At 71.5% G+C, this 19,617-nt stretch carries 19 protein-coding genes; 18 read left to right on the top strand and 1 reads right to left on the bottom strand.

Features of this window, described 5'->3' with window-relative positions:
* The first annotated feature begins 73 nt into the window (after window positions 1-73).
* The 4 genes from ABZ386_RS35965 to ABZ386_RS35950 all read left to right on the top strand — a co-directional run bounded on the left by ABZ386_RS35965 (window position 74) and on the right by ABZ386_RS35950 (window position 5,829).
* On the top strand, window positions 74-2,866 hold the full coding sequence (locus ABZ386_RS35965) for a LuxR C-terminal-related transcriptional regulator (protein WP_358967787.1): 2,793 nt from the start codon (window positions 74-76) through the stop codon (window positions 2,864-2,866).
* A 34-nt stretch (window positions 2,867-2,900) separates the two neighbouring features.
* The gene (locus tag ABZ386_RS35960) at window positions 2,901-3,791 is read left to right on the top strand and encodes an MEDS domain-containing protein (protein ID WP_356505323.1); all 891 of its coding nucleotides are present in this window, start codon (window positions 2,901-2,903) and stop codon (window positions 3,789-3,791) included.
* Between the two features lie 80 nt (window positions 3,792-3,871).
* Window positions 3,872-4,354, top strand: a complete 483-nt coding sequence (locus ABZ386_RS35955; RefSeq protein WP_356505325.1) for an ATP-binding protein — start codon at window positions 3,872-3,874, stop codon at window positions 4,352-4,354.
* Between the two features lie 158 nt (window positions 4,355-4,512).
* Complete coding sequence (locus ABZ386_RS35950; RefSeq protein WP_355716809.1) at window positions 4,513-5,829, top strand: Nramp family divalent metal transporter; 1,317 nt, start codon at window positions 4,513-4,515, stop codon at window positions 5,827-5,829.
* 17 nt (window positions 5,830-5,846) lie between these two features.
* Here ABZ386_RS35950 and ABZ386_RS35945 read toward each other — a convergent pair whose 3' ends face one another.
* The gene (locus tag ABZ386_RS35945) at window positions 5,847-7,535 is read right to left on the bottom strand and encodes a glycoside hydrolase family 18 protein (RefSeq protein WP_358967782.1); all 1,689 of its coding nucleotides are present in this window, start codon (window positions 7,533-7,535) and stop codon (window positions 5,847-5,849) included.
* A 262-nt stretch (window positions 7,536-7,797) separates the two neighbouring features.
* Between ABZ386_RS35945 and ABZ386_RS35940 the strand changes: the two genes are divergently transcribed.
* The 14 genes from ABZ386_RS35940 to ABZ386_RS35875 all read left to right on the top strand — a co-directional run bounded on the left by ABZ386_RS35940 (window position 7,798) and on the right by ABZ386_RS35875 (window position 19,595).
* On the top strand, window positions 7,798-8,664 hold the full coding sequence (locus ABZ386_RS35940) for a hypothetical protein (protein ID WP_351345502.1): 867 nt from the start codon (window positions 7,798-7,800) through the stop codon (window positions 8,662-8,664).
* 70 nt (window positions 8,665-8,734) lie between these two features.
* Complete coding sequence (gene cpaB, locus ABZ386_RS35935) at window positions 8,735-9,442, top strand: Flp pilus assembly protein CpaB (protein ID WP_351345499.1); 708 nt, start codon at window positions 8,735-8,737, stop codon at window positions 9,440-9,442.
* A gap of 9 nt (window positions 9,443-9,451) precedes the next feature.
* A complete protein-coding gene (locus tag ABZ386_RS35930) occupies window positions 9,452-10,702 on the top strand; it encodes an AAA family ATPase (protein ID WP_114255020.1) in 1,251 nt (416 codons plus the stop codon).
* Window positions 10,703-10,725: 23 nt separating this feature from the next.
* The gene (locus tag ABZ386_RS35925) at window positions 10,726-11,127 is read left to right on the top strand and encodes a pilus assembly protein (RefSeq protein WP_355716806.1); all 402 of its coding nucleotides are present in this window, start codon (window positions 10,726-10,728) and stop codon (window positions 11,125-11,127) included.
* Window position 11,128: 1 nt separating this feature from the next.
* Entirely contained in the window at window positions 11,129-11,485 is a 357-nt protein-coding gene (locus tag ABZ386_RS35920; RefSeq protein WP_358967779.1) for a TadE family protein, read from the top strand.
* Window positions 11,486-11,500: 15 nt separating this feature from the next.
* The gene (locus tag ABZ386_RS35915; protein ID WP_351345490.1) at window positions 11,501-12,838 is read left to right on the top strand and encodes a CpaF family protein; all 1,338 of its coding nucleotides are present in this window, start codon (window positions 11,501-11,503) and stop codon (window positions 12,836-12,838) included.
* A gap of 9 nt (window positions 12,839-12,847) precedes the next feature.
* Window positions 12,848-13,792, top strand: coding sequence for a type II secretion system F family protein (locus ABZ386_RS35910; RefSeq protein WP_351345487.1), 945 nt, complete (start codon window positions 12,848-12,850; stop codon window positions 13,790-13,792).
* Window positions 13,793-13,809: 17 nt separating this feature from the next.
* Window positions 13,810-14,697, top strand: a complete 888-nt coding sequence (locus ABZ386_RS35905) for a DUF5936 domain-containing protein (RefSeq protein WP_358967776.1) — start codon at window positions 13,810-13,812, stop codon at window positions 14,695-14,697.
* Between the two features lie 7 nt (window positions 14,698-14,704).
* Window positions 14,705-16,135, top strand: a complete 1,431-nt coding sequence (locus ABZ386_RS35900) for a histidine kinase (RefSeq protein WP_358967773.1) — start codon at window positions 14,705-14,707, stop codon at window positions 16,133-16,135.
* A gap of 165 nt (window positions 16,136-16,300) precedes the next feature.
* A complete protein-coding gene (locus tag ABZ386_RS35895; protein WP_358967770.1) occupies window positions 16,301-17,293 on the top strand; it encodes a response regulator transcription factor in 993 nt (330 codons plus the stop codon).
* A 239-nt stretch (window positions 17,294-17,532) separates the two neighbouring features.
* Window positions 17,533-17,730 (top strand): hypothetical protein, encoded by a 198-nt coding sequence (locus ABZ386_RS35890; RefSeq protein WP_307177239.1) that lies wholly within the window; start codon window positions 17,533-17,535, stop codon window positions 17,728-17,730.
* Window positions 17,730-18,344: a pilus assembly protein TadG-related protein gene (locus ABZ386_RS35885; RefSeq protein WP_358967768.1), complete on the top strand. Its 615-nt coding sequence runs from the start codon at window positions 17,730-17,732 to the stop codon at window positions 18,342-18,344. The genes ABZ386_RS35890 and ABZ386_RS35885 overlap by 1 nt, the downstream gene beginning before the upstream one ends.
* A 31-nt stretch (window positions 18,345-18,375) precedes the next feature.
* Entirely contained in the window at window positions 18,376-18,951 is a 576-nt protein-coding gene (locus tag ABZ386_RS35880; RefSeq protein WP_355716788.1) for a hypothetical protein, read from the top strand.
* Between the two features lie 11 nt (window positions 18,952-18,962).
* Entirely contained in the window at window positions 18,963-19,595 is a 633-nt protein-coding gene (locus ABZ386_RS35875; protein WP_358967765.1) for an OmpA family protein, read from the top strand.
* Window positions 19,596-19,617 lie beyond the last annotated feature (22 nt).

Raw genomic sequence — 19,617 nt, 5'->3', positions numbered from 1 at the left:
AGAGTGTGGATCCGCGCAAGGGGAGCCGGAGTGTCCGGATCCTCGGACCACACCCCCAGAGGACTGGCTGATCATGGGCGGATCAGCGCCACGACGGGACCACCACCTACCGGCCGAGACGACGAGCTTCGTCGACCGGCGTGGCGAACTGACCGAGGGCCGCGAACTGCTGGCCCGGGCACGACTGGTGACGCTGACCGGGCCGGGCGGCGTCGGCAAGACCCGGCTCGCCGCGCGCATCGCGGCGCGGGTGCAGCGGGCCTTCCCGGACGGTGTGCGCTTCGTGCACCTCTCCGGACTCCACGACCCGGCCCTCGTCCCGCTCGCCGCCGCCGACGCGCTGGGGCTGCACGACCACTCACCCCAGCCGCCGCTGGCCGCCCTCGTCGAGCAGGTACGGGAGCGGCGGCTGCTCCTCGTCGTCGACAACTGCGAGCACCTCGCGGGCGCGTGCGCCCAGCTCGCCGCGGCGCTGCTGCGCGGCACCGAGGGGGTCCGGATCCTCGCCACCAGCCGGCACCGGCTCGGCCTCACCGAGGAACACCTGCTGGAGGTACGGCCCCTGCCGGTGCCCGACCCGGACGGCGACCTCTCCGCCGCCGAGGGCTACCCGGCCCTCACGCTCTTCGCCGACCGGGCCGCCGCCGTCGTCCCCGGCTTCCGCCTCACCCCCGCCAACCGGGCCTCCGTGGCCCGCCTCTGCCACCGCTTGGACGGCCTGCCCCTCGCCATCGAACTCGCCGCCGTGCGCATGCGCGTCCTCGACGTCGACCAGCTCCTGGACCGCCTCGACGACCGCTACCGCTTCCTCACCACCGGCAGCCCCGCGGCCCTGCCCCGCCACCAGACCCTGCGCGCCGCGGTCGCCTGGAGCCACGACCTGTGCACCGGCCCCGAGCAACTGGTGTGGGCCCGCCTGTCCGTCCTGGCCGGCGGCTTCGACCTGGAAACGGCGGAGGCGGTGTGCGCGGACGACAGCCCGGAGGGGGCCGTCGGGTACGCGGAAGCCCGGGGCCCGTTCGGCGGCCACGCGTCCCCGTACGCGCCGATGTGCCCCGACGGCTCCGCTGAACGGAACGGCCCCGGGCAGGCGTTCGCGGCCGGTTGCGGCGAGGGGGCGGGGGCTGCGCCTGGGCCCAGGGGCGGGTCCGGCGAGGGGGCGGGGGCCGCGCCTGGGCTCACGGCCGCCCCCGGCCAAGGGGCCTGGCCCGTGCGGGTGCTCCCGGACGGCCCTGGACAAGAGGCCTGGCCCGTGCCGGTGCTCCCGGACGGCCCCGGACATGAGGCCTGGCCCGTGCACGTGCTCCCGGACGCCCCCCGCCAAGGGGCCCGGCCCCCGCAGGTGCTCCCGGCCGGTTCCGCTGTGCCGACCGCGCGGGCCGCGCAGGCGCCCCTGGGGACCGTGACCCTGCCTCTCCCCGCCGGCGCGGGCCCGGCCCTGTGTGCCGACGACGTCCTGGAAGCCCTCGCCGGACTCGTGGACAAGTCCGTGCTCTGCCGGGAGCCGGGCCCGGGCGGCGCGCGGTACCGGCTGCTCGACACCCTGCGGCAGTACGGGCTGGAGCAGTTGCGGCGGACGCCCGGGGAGGAGGGCGCCGCCCGGCGGCGGCAGCGGGACTGGATGCTGCGGCGGGCCGAGGACTGCGAACGCGGCTGGTTCGGGCCCGGGCAGCCGGAGGCCGTCGCCCGGCTGCGCGCCGACCGGGACAATCTGCGCGCCGCCCTCGACTTCAGCCTCTCCACCCCCGGCGAGGCACGCGCCGGGCTGCGCCTCGCCGGCGCCCTCTGGTTCTACTGGCACGCCTGCGGCGCCCCCCGCGAGGGCCTCTACTGGCTCGACCGGGCCCTGGCCGCGGGCCCGGAGCCGACCCGGGAACGGGCCCGCGGCCTGTGGGTCGCCGGGCTGCTCGCCGCCGCCACCCAGGACTTCCCCCGGGGCCGCCGCCACGCCGCGGACGCCCTCGCCCTCGCCCGCGCCCTGGGCGACCCCGCCGAAGCCGCCCACGCCGAGTACGTCATCGGCGTCATCCGCCTGTTCGGCGACGACCTGCCCGGCGCGCTGCGGCACTTCGAGGCCACCGTCGCCCGCGGCCCCGTGCCCGGCCAGCACCTGAGCCTCGTCGGCCTCGACCAGGTCGAACTCGCCTGCGCGCTGGGCTACCTGGGCGAGGCCGACCGGGCCGTCGAGGTCTGCGAGCGGGCCCTGAGGCTGTGCGAGCGGCACGGCGAGCAGTGGGTGCGGTCGTACGTGCTGCGCATGCTCGCCCTCGCGCACAGCGTGCGCCGCGACTGGCCCCGCGCCGAACGGCACGCCCGCGAGGCCCTGCGCCTGAAAGTCGCCGTCCACGACGTCATCGGCATGGCCCTCACCCTCGACCTGCTCGCGTCGATCGCGGCCGAACGCGGCGCCCACGAGCACGCGGCCGTGCTGCTCGGCGGCGCCGACCGCGTCTGGGCCGACATCGACACCGGCCGCTGGGGCGCGCACACCCTCAACTCCGCCCGCCGCGACAGCGAGGAGAAGACCTGCCGGGCCCTGGGCCGCGAGGCGTTCGAACGGGCCCACCGGCGCGGCGGCGGGCTCGGACTCGCCGAACTCGTCGCCCACGCGCTCCAGGAACCGGCCCGCCCGCACCCCGGCGAGTCCACCGCCGACCGCCCGCCGCACGAGAACTCCGCGGTCCGCCTGACCCGCCGCGAGACGGAGGTCGCCCAGCTCGTCGCCGAAGGGCTCGCCAACCAGCAGATCGCGGACCGCCTGGTGATCGCCCGCCGCACCGCCGAAGGCCATGTGGAACGCATCCTCAGCAAGCTCGGCTTCAGCAACCGCAGCCAGATCGCCGCCTGGGTGACGGCACAGCGCTGACCCGCCCGCACCCACACCCACCCGAGGGGATCACGTGACCATCCGACAACCCACCGCCTTCGACCACCGCATGGCCGTCTTCGGCAGCGACGACGGCTTCCTCGCCGCCGCCCTGCCCTTCCTCGCCGAGGGCCTCGCCGCCCCCGGCGAACCACCGCCCGTGGCCATCGCCGACCCCCGCAACCTGGACCTCCTGCGCGACGCCCTCGGCGCCGACGCCAAGGACGTCACCTGCGTCCCGCACACCGACTGGTACACCGGCTCCGCCGCCAACGCCGTCGCCCAGGCCGCCTCCTACCTCACCGCGCACGCCGGACCCGGCGGCCGGATCCACCTCCTCATGGAGCCCGTCTGGAGCGGACGGGCCGGCCGCTCGGCCCGCGAGACCACCGAGTGGATCCGCTACGAGGCCCTCGCCAACCTCCTCTTCGCCCCCATGGCCACGACCGCCCTGTGCGCCTACGACACCCGCACCGCAGGGCCCGCCGTCGTCGCCGCGGCCCGCCGCGCCCACCCCGACACGGACGTGTACGAGGACCCGGTACGGCTCACGGCCGAACTCGACGCCGTACCGCTGCCGCTGCCCCCCGCCGCCGCACGGCCGATGGCGGAGCCGCACGCCGCCGCCGTACAGGTCTGGGCACAGGCGCGGGGGCTGGCCGCCGCCGACGCCGAGCTGTTCGCCACGGCCGTGGCGCAGACGGCGGCCGCCCTGGCCCCGCTCGACGGCTCCGCCCTGCTGTGGGGCGAGGCGCCCGCCTGCGTCTGCGAACTGCGCTCGGCCCGCCGCCTCGACGACCCCCTCGCCGGCTTCGTCCCGCCTCCCGCCGACAGCGCCGGGCTCTGGTACGCGCGTCAGGTCTGCGCGTACGTGGACGTCCGCGACGACACGGCGGGCGCCACCGTCCGCCTCCAGTACGCATAGGCCCCTACCTGCACAAGCAGGTAGGGGATCGGGTAGTCCTCCCCCTGCGCCGGACCGCCCCCCGGGACCACCCTGGACCCATGCTGCAACTCTCCGGGCGCCACCTCCCGGACCCCGACGCCCGGTACGGCCCGTTCCCGCAACCACCCCTGGGAGCAGGCCACCTGAGTGTCGAGTACGCACCCCGGCCCTCCGCCGTGCGCGAGGCACGCGCGGAAGTGCGCAGGCAGTTGGAGGGCTGGGGGCTCGCGGAGCGCGGTGAGGTGGCGGACGTGGCGGAACTCCTCGTGGGTGAGCTCGCCACCAACGCACTGGTGCACGCCGAGAGCCGCTTCCGGCTCACGCTCTTCGCCGCGCACGGCGTGCTGCGCTGCGAGGTCGCCGACAGCGGGCGGCGCGTGCCCCGGGTGCTGGAGGCGGGCACCGGGGAGAGCGGCCGCGGGATGTTCCTGGTGGACGCCCTCGCCCAGCGCTGGGGCTGCCACCGGGACGGGCCGGGCAAGACCGTGTGGTTCGAACTCGGCACGTGTGGGGCGGACGGCTGTGGTCGGCGACAGCCGTGACGCTCCCGCTGGGGTGGGCCTTGGCGGTGCGTTCTGCCGCCTGGGCCCGGCTCCGGGGTGCGGGTTGAGTGTGCTTCTCGCGCAGTTCCCCGCGCCCCTTGGGTAGGACACCTCCTGCCCCCTTGTCGGGTGGGGCTCTTTGCGGTTTCTTGATCTGCATGGCGGACACCACGGGAAACACCACGGATCACGAGGCCACCCAGCAACCCCCGATGCGCAAGGCGAGTTGGAAGTACATCGGGCCGGGGATCGTCGTCGCGGCGACCGGCGTCGGGGCCGGTGACCTGGTCGCCACGCTCATCGCGGGCAGCAACTTCGGCTACACCCTCCTGTGGGCCGCGATCATCGGCTGTCTGGTGAAGATCTCCCTGGCCGAGGCGGCGGGCCGCTGGCACCTGTCCACGGGCCGCACCCTGTTCGACGGCTGGGCGAGCCTCGGCCGCTGGACGACGTGGTTCTTCGCGGTCTACGTCGTCGTCTGGGGCTTCGTCTACGGCGCGGCGGCGATGTCCTCGAGCGCGCTGCCGCTGCAGGCGCTCTTCCCCGACGTGATGGACCTGAAGTGGTGGGGCATCGCCTGCGGCCTGGTCGGGCTGGTCTTCGTCTGGTTCAACAAGTACGCGGTGTTCGAGAAGGTCATGACGGTCCTGGTGGGCGTCATGTTCCTGGTGACGGTGTACCTGGCGATCCGGGTCACGCCGAACCTGGCCGACGCCTTCGCCGGGCTCCTGCCGGTGCTGCCGGACGAGAAGGACTCGATCCTCAACACGCTGGGCCTGATCGGCGGCGTCGGCGGCACGATCACCCTCGCCGCGTACGGCTACTGGGTCAACGCCAAGGGCTGGACCGACACCGGCTGGATGAAGGTCATGCGCCTGGACAACCGCGTCGCCTACGCCACCACCGGCATCTTCGTGATCGCCATGCTCTTCGTCGGCGCGGAGCTGCTGCACTCGGCGAACGTCGCCATCGCCAGCGGCGACAAGGGCCTGATCCAGCTGGGCGACATCCTGGAGGAGGAGTACGGGGCGGCGACGGCGAAGTTCTTCCTGGTCGGCTTCTTCGCCACGTCCTTCACCTCGCTGATCGGTGTCTGGCACGGCGTGAGCCTGATGTTCGCCGACTTCGTGGCCCGTCTGTCGGGCCGGGGTCAGGCCAAGGGCGAGGAGGTCGCCTCCGGCGAGCGCGAACGCTCCTGGCCCTTCCGCGCGTACCTGCTGTGGCTGACCTTCCCGCCCATGATCCTGCTCTTCGAAGGCCAGCCCTTCCGCCTGATCATCATCTACGGCGTGCTCGGCGCGGCGTTCCTGCCGTTCCTCGCCGGCACCCTGATCTGGCTGCTGAACTCCGCCCGGACGCCCCGCGAGTGGCGCAACGGCCCGGTGAGCAACGTGATGCTCGCCCTCGCGGGGCTGCTGTTCCTGATCCTGTGCGTGAAGCAGATCTGGGACCAGCCGTGGGGTGAGTTCTTCTAGGGGCACCGGGACGCCGGTTACGGCAGCGCGTCCACGTGCGGTCCCACCGCGTTGGACCACGCGTTGCCGGACGCGGCGTCCCAGTTCGTCGACCAGGTCATCGCGCCCCGCAGGGCCGGGTACGTCCGCGGCGGCTTGAAGCTGCCGCAGTCGGTGGCCCTGGTCAGGCAGTCCAGGGCGTTGTTGACCACGGTCGGCGACACATAGCCGCCCCCTGCCGCGCGGGTGGAGGCGGGCAGGCCGAGCCCGACCTGGGACGGGGCGAGGCCGTTCTCCAGCTGGATGCAGGCCAGGGCCGTCAGGAAGTCGACCGTGCCCTGGCTGTACACCTTGCCGTCGCAGCCGAGCATGGAACCGCTGTTGTAGTACTGCATGTTGACGACGGTCAGGATGTCCTTGATGTTCAGCGCGGTCTGGAAGTAGGAGTTCGACGTCGACTGCATGTCGATGGTCTGCGGCGCCATCGTGATGATCAGCGACGGGCCCGCCTTCGCGGACAGGGCGCGCAGGGCCTGCGTCATGTACGTCGCGTTGAGGCCGTTCTCCAGGTCGATGTCGACGCCGTCGAAGCCGTACTCCTGCATGACCGACCAGACGCTGTCGGCGAAGTTCGTCGCGGAGGCCGCGTCGTTCACGGTGACCGTGCCGCGTTCGCCGCCGACCGAGATGATGACCTTCTTGCCCGCCGCCTGCTTGGCCTTCACGTCGGCCTTGAACTGGTCGACGGTGTAGCCCTTCAGCCCGGCCGAGTCGAGGGTGAAGGAGACCGCGCCGGGTGTTCCCGTGGCGTCCGCGAAGGCCACCGCGATGATGTCGTAGTGGGCCGGTACGTCCGAGATCTTCTGGACCGTCGCGCCGTTGTCGAAGTTCTGCCAGTAGCCGGTCACCGCGTGCCTGGGCAGGGCGGGGCCGGGGCCGGACGTGTGGTTCGTGGTCGCCGTGACGGCCGTCGACCTCGGTGACTCGCCGGCCGCGTTCGACGCCGTGACCTGGAAGGAGTACGAGGTCGAAGCGGCGAGGCCGGTCACCGTGGCCGACGTGCCGGAGACCGCCGTGACCTTCGTGCCGTCGCGGTAGACGGTGTAACCCGTGGCGCCGGAGACGGTGTTCCAGGCGAGCGAGACGGACGAGGACGTCGTACCCGAGACGCGCAGACCGCTCGGCGCGGCCGGGATCGTGGGGCCCGGGCCGGTGCCGCCGCCCCCGTCGGGGCCGAAGACCGACACGTCGTCGGCGTAGTACGCGGCCTGCCCGTACCAGCCGTGCGTGTACACCGTCACCGAGGTCGTCGACGCGCCCGTCCTGAACGACGTCGACAGCTGCTTCCAGGAGGTGGAGTCGGGCGTCCAGGTGGACACGTCCGTGGTGCCCGTGCCGGTGACGCCGAGGTAGGCGTAGCCGCCCCGGACCCAGGCGCCCAGGGAGTAGGTGGAGTTCGGTCGCACCGCCACCGTCTGACTGCACCGGGCGTTGTCCTGCCCGGCGGGGGTGGCCCGGAGCGCGGCCGTACCGGTGCGCACCGGGGAGGAGACCGTCGTACCGCTGCCCGCCGAGCAGGTCCAGTCGCTCAGGCCCGCCTCGAAGCCGGCGTTGCGGGCGTTTTCGACGTCGGCGGCGGAGGCCTGGCCGACGGTCGTGACAGTGAGGGCCAGGGCAGCCGTGACGGCACCCGACCAGAGCCGCAGGGATCGTCTGTATCTGGACATGACAAGAAAATGGTCCAGACCAAAGCGGGTGTCAAGAGGTCCAGACCAACCGGTTGGGTGTGGTCGGCGGCCGGTGAGATGCTCAACCTGCCCCGTTTTGGCGCATCTTGTGCAACGGCAGTTCCTCCTCACCTACACAAACGCTGTTCTCCGGTCACAGAGCCGTGGATACAGTGCTGAGGTAGTCACGCAGTGAAGTCGACGAGGTGTGCCGGAGTAACTCCCGGCGTGCCGACGGGCATGGGGAAACGGGGAGCTGCGCGTGCCAACTGCCATTGCCGTGACCAGTGCCGACCTGGCGCTGCCGCCACAGGACGAACGCACCCTGCCCGCCGTGGTGCTCCGGGACGTCGCGCAGCGCCCCCTGGACCAGGTGCTCGCCGACATGCAGGCCCTGGTCGAGCACCACGGACACGTGATCGTGGTCTGCTCACCGGCCGCGCCCACCGCCGTCCAGCGCCGGCTGCACACCCTGCGCTCCCTCATGGAGAGCGACCGGATCGCCCTGTTCCGGCCGGAGCTGCCGCCCCTCGGACTGGCCGTCCTGACCCGCCAGCTGCGGCAGCTCGCCTCCTGCGACATCAGCCCCGGCGTCCTCGCCTCCGCCGGCCGCCTCCTCGTCCACTACATCCACGCCGGGGCGCTGCTCGGCTCCGTCGCCCGCCTCGACCGCGTCCCGGTCGGCCTCAAGTCGCACGCCAAGTCCTGGGTGCCCGGCAGCCAGTTCGGCGTGCTCGCCCACCCCGAGCCGCAGCTCGTCCGCATCACCCCCGAGGCCGCGCTGCCCGGCCCCGAGTTCGGCACGTGGATGCTGGTCGCCAAAGGGCAGCTCCAGTCCGACTGGGTCACCGGCACCCTCGCCCCCTCCTGGAAGGTGCAGGGGCTGCGCGAGACCCCGCTCCCGGCCGAGTCACCCGCCTGGTGGGGCACCGGCAAGCTGATCGAGTTCTGCAGCTACCTGCCCGACCTGTCGGTCCTCTACCAGCTGGTCACCTCCGTACGGCGCAGCCGCTGCCACTGGTGCGGCATCGACGTCATCGGCGACCGCTGCGTCTTCTGCTCCGCCGCACCACCCGCCCACGACAGCCCACCCCTCAAGCAGCTGGAGAACCGGACGGCGGCCGGGTGAGCCCGCGCACCGCACGTCAGCACTGCTCCCGTCCCGCTCGACCGATATCCCCAACGAGGTTGTACGGTTCATGAATTCCCGTCAGCGCCGCGGCGTGATTCTCCTGCTCCTGTCGGTCGTCTGCGCCCTGGGCGCCTTCACCGGTGTGCTGTCCGTCATCAGTGACGTGGAGTCCAAGGTCGGCCCCGAGGTCACCGCCTACCGGCTCAAGTCCGACGTACCGCCCTACACCACCCTCAGCACGGGCCAGTTCGAGAAGATCAAGATGCCCGAGCGGTGGCTGTCGGACAACGCGGTCACCGACCTGCGCGACATCCAGGGCAAGATCGCCGTGACCACGCTGCAAGCGGGCTCCCTGCTCCAGTCCGACATGATCGTCCAGCAGCCGGCCCTGCGGCCCGGCCAGCAGGAGGTCGCCATCATGGTCGACGCGGCGACCGGCGTGGCCGGCAAGATCACCCCGGGTGCCTCGGTCAACGTGTACGCCACCTTCGAGGGCGAGCGCGAGGGCGACCCCGACCAGTCGAAGATCATCGTGACCAACGCCAAGGTCCTCGACATCGGCGACATCAAGGCGCTGAAACCGGACGAGAGCGACCGCACCCGGCAGCCCACCGACGCCGTCCCGATCACCTTCGCGCTGTCCGCCCGGGACGCCCAGCGCATCACCTACGCCGAGTCGTTCGCCAAGCGCGTCCGGCTCGCCCTCGTCGCGCCCGGCAGCGACACCACCGTCCCGGAGCAGGACCGGACGTACGAACTCGCGAAGGACAAGTGAGAGGCTCGCATGCCCACGAGGATCCTCCCGGCAGTCGGTGACGCGGACGCCGTCCGGTCCGTCACGACGCTGCTCAGCCAGCTCCCGGACGCCGAACCGGTCGCCCCGGTGGTCGACTCCACGCAGCTCATCGACACCCTCGCGCGCCTGGCCGCCGAGTCCGTCGACGAACTGCCCGAGGTCGTGGTCGTGCACGAGCGGATCGGCCCCGTTCCCGCGCTGGAACTGATCCGCGAGGTCGCCCTGCGCTTCCCGGCCGTCGGCGTCATCCTCGTCACCTCCGACGCGAGCCCCGGCCTCTTCCAGGCCGCCATGGACTACGGCGCCCGCGGCCTGGTCGCCCTGCCCCTCAGCTACGAGGAACTCGCCAGCCGCGTCCAGGCGGTCGCCCAGTGGTCGGTGGGCGTACGGCGCCACCTCGGCGCCGGCGGCGACGTGTTCACCGGCGTCGGCGGCTCGGTCGTCACGGTCAGCGGCGCCAAGGGCGGCGCCGGGGCCACCCTGACCGCCATCCAGCTGGCCCTGGCCGCCCAGGCCTCCGGCCGCAGCACCGCCCTGGTCGACATGGACCTCCAGACCGGCGACATCGCCTCCTACCTGGACGTCCAGTTCCGCCGCTCCGTCGTCGACCTGGCCGCCATCACCGACATCTCCCCACGCGTCCTGGCCGACGCGGTCTTCCGCCACGACACCGGCCTCGCCCTGCTGCTCGCCCCGGCCGAGGGGGAACGCGGCGAGGACGTCACCGACCGCGCCGCCCGGCAGATCGTCAGCGCCCTGCGCTCCCGCTACGAGGTCGTCGTCATCGACTGCGGCGCCCAGCTGAGCGGGGCCGGGGCGGCGGCCGTGGAGATGGCGGACCGGGCCCTGCTCGTCACCACCCCGGACGTGGTCGCCGTACGGGGCGCCAAACGGGCCGTGCGGATGTGGGACCGGCTGCAGATCCGCAAGGCCGAGGAGACGACCGTCGTCGTCAACCGGTACTCCCGCGGTACGGAGATCCAGCCGCCCCTGATCCAGCGGATCACCGGCACGGCGGTCGCGGCCACCGCGATCCCCGCCAACTTCAAGGAACTGCAGAGCGTCGTGGACGCGGGCCGCGTCCACGAACTGGAGAACAAGAGCGCGGTGAAGCAGGCCCTGTGGGGCCTGGCCGGCGAACTGGGCCTGGTCAAGGCGCCCGACGCCGCCCGGAAGGCCGGCAGGTTCCGGGGCGGCGACCGGGGGTCGGTGAGCTTTCGGCGGAGGAGGGAGGGATGAGCGTGCCTTTGGAGGAGGGAGGGATGCCTTTAGAGGGCGGAGGGAGGAGCGTGCCTTCGAAGGAACGGGACCGGGGCCAGGTCACCATCGAGTTCCTCGGTATGACACCGACGATCATCGTGACGCTGATCGCGCTCTGGCAGGCCGTCCTCGTCGGCTACACCTTCATCCTCGCCGGGAACGCCGCGGACGAGGCCGTGCGGGCGGGAACGGCGGCCGAGCCGGGGGCGCGGCAGGCCGCCTGCGAGGAGGCCGGGCTCAGGCACCTGTCGGAGGCGTGGCGCTCCGGCGCCACGGTGACCTGCGGCGGCTCCGGCTACGTGACGGCCCGCGTCAGGCTGGAGGTCCCGGTCCTCTTCCCGGGCGCGCTGTCCTTCCCGTACGCCGTCAGGGGCCATGCCGGCGCGGTCGAGGAGGCGGACTGACATGGCTCGTCTCCGCAAGGGCCGAGACCGCGGCCAGGTCGCCATCGAGTACCTCGGCTTCCTGCCGATCCTGCTGATCGTCGCGCTCGGGGCCGTGCAGCTCGGCCTGATCGCCTACACGGCCCAGCAGGCGGGCACGGCCGCCCGGACGGGGGCGCGCAGCGCGTCCCTGGACGGCCCGTACGAGGCGGACTGCCGGGCGGCGGTCAGCGGCTGGCTCGCCGACGGGACCAGCTGCCCCGCCTCCTTCGGCGGGGACGAGGTCACCGTCACGGCGACCGTGCGGATCCCGTCCCTCGTGCCGGGCTGGGAGTTCGACCCGGCCGTCAAGACCGCGACGATGCCGCGCGACCACTGAACGGAGCACGGACTCATGAGCCTGCGAGCACGCATCAACGCCCCCGAGGAGCACGGCAACCGGGGCGAGGACGGCCACTTGGTCGCCTCCTACCGGGCCAAGCTCCTGGAGGAGATCGACCTCGCGGAGATGAGTTCGCTGGCCGCGGCCGAGCGCCGGGCCCGGCTGGAGCGGGTGCTCGGGCACATCATCAGCCGCGAGGGCCCGGTCCTGTCGACGGTGGAGCGCTCGCAGCTCATCCGCAGGGTGGTCGACGAGGCACTGGGCCTGGGCATCCTGGAGCCGCTCCTGGAGGACGCCTCCATCACCGAGATCATGGTGAACGGCCCGGACGCGATCTTCGTCGAGCGCGGCGGCCGCGTCGAGCAACTGCCGTTGCGCTTCGCCTCCAACGACCAGCTCATGCAGACCATCGAGCGGATCGTCTCCACGGTCAACCGCCGCGTCGACGAGTCGAACCCCATGGTCGACGCCCGCCTCCCCTCCGGCGAGCGCGTCAACGTCATCATCCCGCCGCTGTCCCTGACGGGCGCGACCCTCACCATCCGCCGCTTCCCGCGCTCCTTCACCCTCCAGGAGCTGATCGGCCTCGGCTCACTGGACGAGCCGATGCTGTATCTGCTGGCGGGCCTGGTGCAGGCGAAGTTCAACATCATCGTCTCGGGCGCGACGGGCACGGGAAAGACGACCCTGCTGAACGCCCTCTCCGGCCTGATCCCCGAGGGCGAACGCATCATCACCATCGAGGACTCGGCCGAACTCCAGCTCCAGCAGCCGCACGTGATCCGCCTGGAGTCGCGCCCGCCCAACGTCGAGGGCAAGGGCCAGGTCACGATCCGCGACCTGGTCCGCAACTCCCTGCGCATGCGCCCCGACCGGATCGTCGTGGGTGAGGTCCGCGGCGGTGAGTCCCTCGACATGCTCCAGGCGATGTCCACCGGCCACGACGGCTCACTCGCCACCGTCCACGCCAACAGCGCGGAGGACGCCCTGATGCGCCTGCAGACCCTCGCCTCCATGTCGGACGTGGAGATCCCCTTCGTCGCCCTGCACGACCAGATCAACAGCGCGGTCGACGTCATCGTGCAGCTGACGAGGTTCGCGGACGGCGCCCGCCGCATCACCGAGATCGCACTGATGGACAGCCACGGCAGCGACCCGTACCGCCTGGTCACGGTCGCCCGCTTCCACGCGCAGCCCATGTCGGCCGACGGCCGCATCCACGGCAGCTTCGAGTACTACCCCCTCCCGCGCCGCACCGCCGACCGCCTGTACATGGCGAGCCAGCCCATCCCGCAGGCCTTCGGCATCGCCCGGTCCGCGGACCAGCTAGCCACCCGAGAAGCCAGGTAGGACCGACCGATGGATCTGCAATCGCTCATCACGCTCACCACCGGCATCACCCTGCTGACGTGCGTCCTCGCGGTCGTCGGCCTGCACTCCTACGCCACGGGCAGGGCACAGCGCCAGGCGCTCGTCGACCGCCTGTCCTCGACCGGCCAGATCCCGGTCGCCGGCCGCCGCCGCAACTTCCGCGGCATCGACCGCCGCCTGCGACGCACCGAGCCCGGCAAGAAACTGGAACTCCGCCTGGCGGCGACCGGCCTGGACATCACCCCCGGTGAGTTCTTCGTCTACATGCTGGCGACGGTCGCGGGCCTGTGGCTGATCGGCCAGGCGGCCCTCGCACCGTTCTTCGGCCCGCTCGCGGGCCTGCTGGGCATCGGCGTGGCGATCCAGTTCCTGAACTGGCAACGGCAGAAACGCATCGAGAAGTTCATCAACCAGCTCCCCGAGATGGCCAGGATCCTGGCCAACGCCACGCAGGCGGGTCTCGCCCTGCGCACCGCGATCGGCATGGCCGCGGAGGAGATGGAGGCCCCGGCGGGCGAGGAACTGGGCAAGGTGTCGGCACAACTCGCGGTCGGCGCCTCGATGGACGACGCACTGAGCGAAATGGCGGACCGCCTCCCCTCCCGCGAACTGGTCGTCCTCGTCACCACGCTGGTGCTGTCCAACCGGGCGGGCGGGCAGGTGGTGAGCGCCCTGCGGAATCTGACGGAGACGCTGGAGGAGCGGAAGGAGACGCGGCGGGAGGTCCGCACACAGCTCTCCCAGGTGAGCATGACGTCGTATGCGGTGCCGGTGCTGGGCGTGGGCTCCCTGTTCCTGATGGACGGGGTGAAGGACGGCGCCCTGGACCGCATGACCGGCTCACCCTTCGGCCAGGCGGCGGTCATCATCGCCTTCTCCCTCTACGCCGTCGGCTTCGTCCTCATCCGCCGCCTGTCCCGCATCGACGTCTGAGAAGCACGGAGGCAACCATGGCACTGCTTCTCGCCCTGCTGATGGGTATCGGCGTCTGGGGCGTCTTCGCCGGCATCCGCATGTACCGCGCCGAGGCCAAACTCCCCGGCGACCTCGCGCTGGCCCTGGAGGTCGGCGCCACGCGCACGGGCGCGGTCGACTCGCTCATCGACCGCATGGGCATGCGGTACGCCCCCGCGGTGCTGCGCCTGATGGGCCCCAAGCAGGTGGCGAAGTACCGCCGCAAGATCGACCTGGCGGGCAACCCGGGCGGACTGACCATCGACCGCTATGCGGCGCGGCGGGCGGTGTACGGGGCTCTGGGCGGCGTCGGCTTCCTGGTGTTCCTGATGCGGGGCCAGCTCCTGGTGGCCCTCCTCCTGCTCGCCTTCGGGGCGTTCTGGACGGAAGTCGGCATCTGGTCCGCGATTCGCATCCGCAAGGACGTCATCGAACGGACCCTGCCGGACTTCCTGGACGTCCTGGCGGTCGTGGTGAGCGCGGGCCTCGGCTTCCGCCAGGCACTGGACCGGGTCGCGTCCAAGTACGAGGGCCCCTGGGCGGACGAACTCCGCATCACCCTGCGCCAGATGGACCTCGGCATGAGCCGCCGCCAGGCCTTCGCGGAACTGCGACGGCGCAACGACTCGGAGCAGGTCGCCATGTTCGTGACGGCGTTGCAGCAGGGCGAGGAACTGGGCGCACCGATCGTCGACACGCTGGTGGCCCTCGCCAAGGACATGCGGCGTACGGATGCCCAGAACGCGCGGCGGAAGGCGGCCCGGGCGGTTCCCAAGGCCACGATGATGATCACGACCTTCATGGTCCCGGCCACGATGCTCCTCCTCGGCGCGGGCCTCATCCTCGGCTCGGGAACCGACTTCGGCTCGATCGTGGGCAAGTGAGGCGACCATGGCCACACGGATGCCCCGGCTGAGGGCGATACCCGCGACGAACGGCGGTGCCACGAACATCACCACGCCTCCGGCGGGCACGCTCCTGCCCCCGCACCTGGCCGGTCAGCTCTCCCCCCAGGCGGGCGCCCAGAGCGCGGTGAGGACGACGGGCAAGGCGAACGGAGCGGAGCCCACGGCCGCACTGAAGATCCAGGTCAGCGCCCTGCAGGCGATGTGCCGTCAGGTCTTCGGCTTCCGGCTGGCCATGATCGCCCTGGCCGCCCCGGCAGCCCTGCTCAACGCGGCGCCCGGCCTCGCCACCCGCCTGGTCGCCACGTCCGTAGTGATCACCTTCATGCTCTCGTACGCCCTGTTCCGTGACTGGGAACGCTTCGGACCATTTCTCCTGAAACACCCGTCCCTGCTGGCCGTGGACACCCTCTTGGGTTCCCTGCTCCTCATCGCGGCAGGCCCGGACAGCACCCTCGCCTACGTCAGCGTCTGCACGCCGCTGCTGGCCGGCCTGGTGTACGGCTGGCGTGGAGCGGCCTTCTTCGCCTGCCTGCAGGCGGCCATCCTCGTCATCGTCTCCCGCAGCACCCAGCAGGACGCGACCTTCGCCGAATCGGCGCTGATGCCCGGCTTCTGCGTACTCGTCGGCGCCGCTGGGGTGACCCTGCGCGGCCTGGTCCTGCGCTTCGGCGCCGCCACCCAGGCACTGACCGCGGTCCAGGCGCGTCTCGCCGTCAACGAGGCGGTGGAGAGCGAGCGTTCCCGCCTCGCCCGCGAGATGCACGATTCCGTCGCCAAGACTCTGCACGGGCTCGCCCTGGCCGCCGACGGCCTCGCATCCTCCGCCGACCGCATGGACCCGCGCACCGTCAGACACCAGGCCGAACTCGTCGCCCGCTCCGCCCGCCGCGCCGCCTCCGAGTCCCGCGAACTCCTGGCGGACTTGCGCCGCGAGTCGGGCTTGGACGGTGGAGTCGACGTCGCAGCCGAACTCGCCGCCCGTACCGCGGACATCGGACGCCGCACCGGCCTGCACGCGGCCTACCGCCAGGTCGGCGGCACCTCCGTCCCCCCGGTCCCGCAGGCCGTGGCCCGCCACCTGCTGACGATCGCCTCCGAGGCCATGGAGAACGCCCACCGCCATGCCGACCCCACACACGTGGACGTCTCCGCCGGTGTCGTGGGCGACCAACTGCGCATCAGCGTCTACGACGACGGCCGGGGCCTGCCCCCCGGCACGACCCTCGACAGCCTCAGACGCGCCGGCCACTTCGGCCTCGTCGGCATGGTCGAACGAGCAGCCTCCGTCGGCGCCCGCATTCGCATCGGAAGGGGTCGGCATGTGCGGGGAACCGAGGTCCGCGTCGACATACCGCTCGCCGCCCTGACCGCTCACCCCTCCACGACACCGACCGCACTGACCGGACCGCCCTGATCCGCAGTCTGCCCCCAGCTCCCTCCCCAACTCCCCGAGAGGAGGCCGACGATGCCGGATACGACTCCCCCCTCCGGCGGGTATGTCCACCCGCCCGCTCACCTCTCCCAGCACACTTCGGCACACTCCGTCGCCCCCGCCGACGACCCTCCGCCCCGGGCGCCGATGCCCGCCGACGCGTCAGCCCTGCCGGGCCTCCCGGCCCAGTCATCCCCCGAGAGGACGGGCAGGCCCGGCCCCTCCGAGGGCCTCGGAGGCTTCCCGGCGCCACCGGCCCGCCGTCCACTCCGCGTCGTCGTCGCGGACGACAACCCCGTCGTCCGTGCCGGCCTCACCGTCCTGCTCTCCGGCCGCGACGACATCGACGTTGTCGCGGAGGCGGCCGACGGCCATCAGGCCTGCGAGGCGGCACAGCACCACCGCCCTGACGTCGTCCTGCTCGACGTCCGCATGCCAGGCGTCGACGGCATCTCCGCCCTGCCGTACCTGGTGCGCATCGCCCCGGTCCTGATGCTCACCTACAGCCGCGAGAGCGAGATCGTCCACGAGGCGCTCCGGCTGGGCGCTGGCGGCTACCTGGTCCACGGCGAGTTCACCGCGGACCAGCTCGTCGCCGCGGTACGGGACATCAAGGAAGGCAGGGCCCACTTCACACCCACGGCGGCGGGGGCGCTGCTGGCTCGGGTACGGGAGAGCCAGGGGGCGGGCGCGGCTTCGGCACCGCTGCCGGACGGTTTGGGCGGGGCGGGGCCGTATGCGAGTGCATACGGAGGCTTTCCGTCCGTAACGCCGCCGCAGGCCCCTCAACTCGCCGAAGATAATGCTGTTTACCAGCGTCAACCGGTAGCCCCCAGCCTCAGTTCGCAACAAACTCTTTCGCGATTGCAATCAAATGTGGCACAGTCGTCGTCTAGGTCCTCGAACAGGGAGAGCTTCGGGCTGAGCTCCAGGGAGGTGGAGATCATGGACCACATCGCGTCCGGCATGAGCAACCAGCAGATCGCCGCCACCTGCTTCATCAGCGAGAAGACCGTCAAGAACCACATCAACCGGATCTTCGCCAAGCTGCACAGCGCCAGCCGCAGCGAGGCCGTGGCCAAGTGGCTCGGCACGGCGCCCGGTTCGGGGACGGGGAGGGGGGCCACGCGACGTGGCTGATCGGGGGAACGGGGGGTGGCGGCTGGGCTCGTGGCTCTGGTACGCGGACGACAGGGCCCGAGGCCTGCTTTGGGCCCTGGATTGGGCCCTGGGGCCCTCTGGCGGGACCGGGGAAGCGGCGTACGTTTCGGGTGTCGAAACCGAGACCGGCAAGAAGGAAGCCGGTGACGCGAGCGGCGACCAAGAGACTTGTGCGTCGGCCGGTAGGCGGCCGGCCGGCACCGGAGGGGAACACCACCATGAGCAACTGGATCAACACCACCGTCGCGTACCTGCAGACCCGTGCCGCCCGCAACGACAAGGGGCAGACCGCAGTCGAGTACCTGGGGATCATCGCGGTGGTCGTGGCGATTGTTCTGGCGATCACGGGGACGGACATCGGCCAGTCGATCTTCGAGGCGATCACGGACAAGATCGACGAGGTCACCAGCGGCTGATGAGGCCCCGTAAGTACGGCGACGCAGGGCAGGCCTTCCCCATCTACATCACGGTGGTGGCGGGTCTGCTCTTCCTCGCGTTCGCGTACCTTGCGGTCGGCCAGGCCGCGGCGACACGGAACGGCGCGCAGACGGCGGCGGACGCAGCCGCCCTCGCGGCCGCGCAGGACAAGCGGGACCAGCTCACGGGCAGGTGGTTGGACAACCTCCTCAACCCGGACCTCTGGGAGGACATCCTCGACGGCGAGGTGGACGGGCTCGAACCCTCGTGCTGGCGGGCGCAGCAGTTCGCCGAGGAGAACGACGCACATGTCGTGGCGGGTGGCTGCCAGCCCGAGTGGGCCCCGCTGGGTTACACGGTCGAGGTCAAGACCAACGAACCCGTCGGCGACAGCATCGTCCCCGGGACGGAAGAGACGTACGCGACGGCGAAGGCCAAAGCCGTGATCAAGCCGCGCTGCTCGATCCCGCCGCTGCCCGACGAGGACAACGGCAACAACGAGGACCTGCCGCAGCTCAGGTGCAAGGACAACAAGAACTGGGACCTCGACCCGGACGATCTCTCGGGTCTCCCCGGTCCCGAGGACCTCTTCGACGTCCATCTGGCCGATTGACGAAGTACGACGAACAAAGGAAGCGGAACTCATGAGCATTCGGTTCGCCACGACGGCCCGCAGGGGGATGGTCGCAGCGGCTGTTGCGGTCAGCCTGGCCCTCGGTGTGGCCGGCTGCAGCAGCGGGGACGACAAGAGCGGAGACGCGTCCGCGTCCGCCTCCAAGGACAGCGGATCGAAGCCGAATGCGCAGACGGGGGAGTCGGAAGAGCCGCTGGCCGAGCTCAAGGGTGAGGACGGTCTCCTCCTTCAGATCACCTCTGCCGATAGGGACTCGGGGGGGTTTGTCACCGTGAGCGGTGACATCAAGAACGACGGCGATGAGTCGGTCCGAGTGCCGGTCCGGACACAAGGCAACGAGACCGAGATCCTTAGGCATGGAGCATCCCTTGGTGGAGCAACGCTCGTGGACTCGGCGAGCAAAAAGCGGTACTACGTGCTGCGTGACACCGAGGGCCGGCCTCTAACGACGACTGACATGCCCAGGATCAAGGCGGGAGAGTCGATCCCCGTCTTCATGCAGTTCCCCGCGCCGCCCCAGAGCACGAGCGAGGTTAGTTTCCAGCTCCCGACGTTCGCCTCCGCCACCATCAAGATCTCCGGCTGAGGCAGGAAAACATGGCCCACACCCGGACCCCACGCCTGGCGGTCGTCATCGCAGCGGCCTCCGTCATGGTCGCCACAAACCTCGTCGGCGCCACCGCCGCCCACGCCGACGACCCGAGCTACCCGCCGGGCGCCCAACCGAGTGCCAGCGCACCGCTAAAAGTCGACGGGAACGACCCCGACCTGAAACTGGTCGACGGCGCGACCCTCGCCAAGGCCAAGGTCCTCGACATCAAGACCGTCATCGAGGACGAGGCGGGCGAGGAGCGTCGCGAGGACACGAACACGGACGTCAAGTTCGCGCTGCAAGCCGAGGTGCTGTTCGGCAAGGACAGCGCAAAGCTCGGCTCCCGGGCGAAGGCCCGCATCGCAGCGATCGCCGAGGAGATCAAGGCGCAGAACGCGACGAAAGTCCGCGTCTTCGGCTTCACGGACAACCTGGGCTCCTCGGCCCACGGGGACGTCCTGTCCCGCCGGCGCGCGTCGGCCGTACACGGTGTCCTGGACGACGAACTCGGGGACTCCAACATCACGTACGAGGTACGCGGCTACGGCGAGCAGTACCCGATCGCCGACAACTCCACGGAGGCGGGCCGCAAGAAGAACCGCCGTGTCGAGGTCTCCTTCCTGCGTGCGGAGAGCTGAGCCGCCGCCGACCCGCCAAGGG

This window comes from Streptomyces sp. NPDC006140 (assembly GCF_040628815.1).
GTDB lineage: Bacteria > Actinomycetota > Actinomycetes > Streptomycetales > Streptomycetaceae > Streptomyces.
The sequence above is the reverse complement of the archived record's forward strand: the minus strand, read 5'-3'. Positions and strand labels throughout refer to the sequence as shown.

What these genes read in the sequence shown, in the direction of transcription:
- ABZ386_RS35965 (WP_358967787.1), top strand. Translation starts at nt 74, where the DNA reads ATGGGCGGATCAGCGCCACGACGGGACCACCACCTACCGGCCGAGACG.
- ABZ386_RS35955 (WP_356505325.1), top strand. Translation starts at nt 3,872, where the DNA reads ATGCTGCAACTCTCCGGGCGCCACCTCCCGGACCCCGACGCCCGGTAC.
- ABZ386_RS35950 (WP_355716809.1), top strand. Translation starts at nt 4,513, where the DNA reads ATGGCGGACACCACGGGAAACACCACGGATCACGAGGCCACCCAGCAA.
- ABZ386_RS35945 (WP_358967782.1), bottom strand. Translation starts at nt 7,535, where the DNA reads ATGTCCAGATACAGACGATCCCTGCGGCTCTGGTCGGGTGCCGTCACG.
- cpaB (WP_351345499.1), top strand. Translation starts at nt 8,735, where the DNA reads ATGAATTCCCGTCAGCGCCGCGGCGTGATTCTCCTGCTCCTGTCGGTC.
- ABZ386_RS35930 (WP_114255020.1), top strand. Translation starts at nt 9,452, where the DNA reads ATGCCCACGAGGATCCTCCCGGCAGTCGGTGACGCGGACGCCGTCCGG.
- ABZ386_RS35925 (WP_355716806.1), top strand. Translation starts at nt 10,726, where the DNA reads ATGCCTTTAGAGGGCGGAGGGAGGAGCGTGCCTTCGAAGGAACGGGAC.
- ABZ386_RS35920 (WP_358967779.1), top strand. Translation starts at nt 11,129, where the DNA reads ATGGCTCGTCTCCGCAAGGGCCGAGACCGCGGCCAGGTCGCCATCGAG.
- ABZ386_RS35915 (WP_351345490.1), top strand. Translation starts at nt 11,501, where the DNA reads ATGAGCCTGCGAGCACGCATCAACGCCCCCGAGGAGCACGGCAACCGG.
- ABZ386_RS35910 (WP_351345487.1), top strand. Translation starts at nt 12,848, where the DNA reads ATGGATCTGCAATCGCTCATCACGCTCACCACCGGCATCACCCTGCTG.
- ABZ386_RS35905 (WP_358967776.1), top strand. Translation starts at nt 13,810, where the DNA reads ATGGCACTGCTTCTCGCCCTGCTGATGGGTATCGGCGTCTGGGGCGTC.
- ABZ386_RS35900 (WP_358967773.1), top strand. Translation starts at nt 14,705, where the DNA reads ATGGCCACACGGATGCCCCGGCTGAGGGCGATACCCGCGACGAACGGC.
- ABZ386_RS35895 (WP_358967770.1), top strand. Translation starts at nt 16,301, where the DNA reads ATGCCCGCCGACGCGTCAGCCCTGCCGGGCCTCCCGGCCCAGTCATCC.
- ABZ386_RS35890 (WP_307177239.1), top strand. Translation starts at nt 17,533, where the DNA reads ATGAGCAACTGGATCAACACCACCGTCGCGTACCTGCAGACCCGTGCC.
- ABZ386_RS35885 (WP_358967768.1), top strand. Translation starts at nt 17,730, where the DNA reads ATGAGGCCCCGTAAGTACGGCGACGCAGGGCAGGCCTTCCCCATCTAC.
- ABZ386_RS35880 (WP_355716788.1), top strand. Translation starts at nt 18,376, where the DNA reads ATGAGCATTCGGTTCGCCACGACGGCCCGCAGGGGGATGGTCGCAGCG.
- ABZ386_RS35875 (WP_358967765.1), top strand. Translation starts at nt 18,963, where the DNA reads ATGGCCCACACCCGGACCCCACGCCTGGCGGTCGTCATCGCAGCGGCC.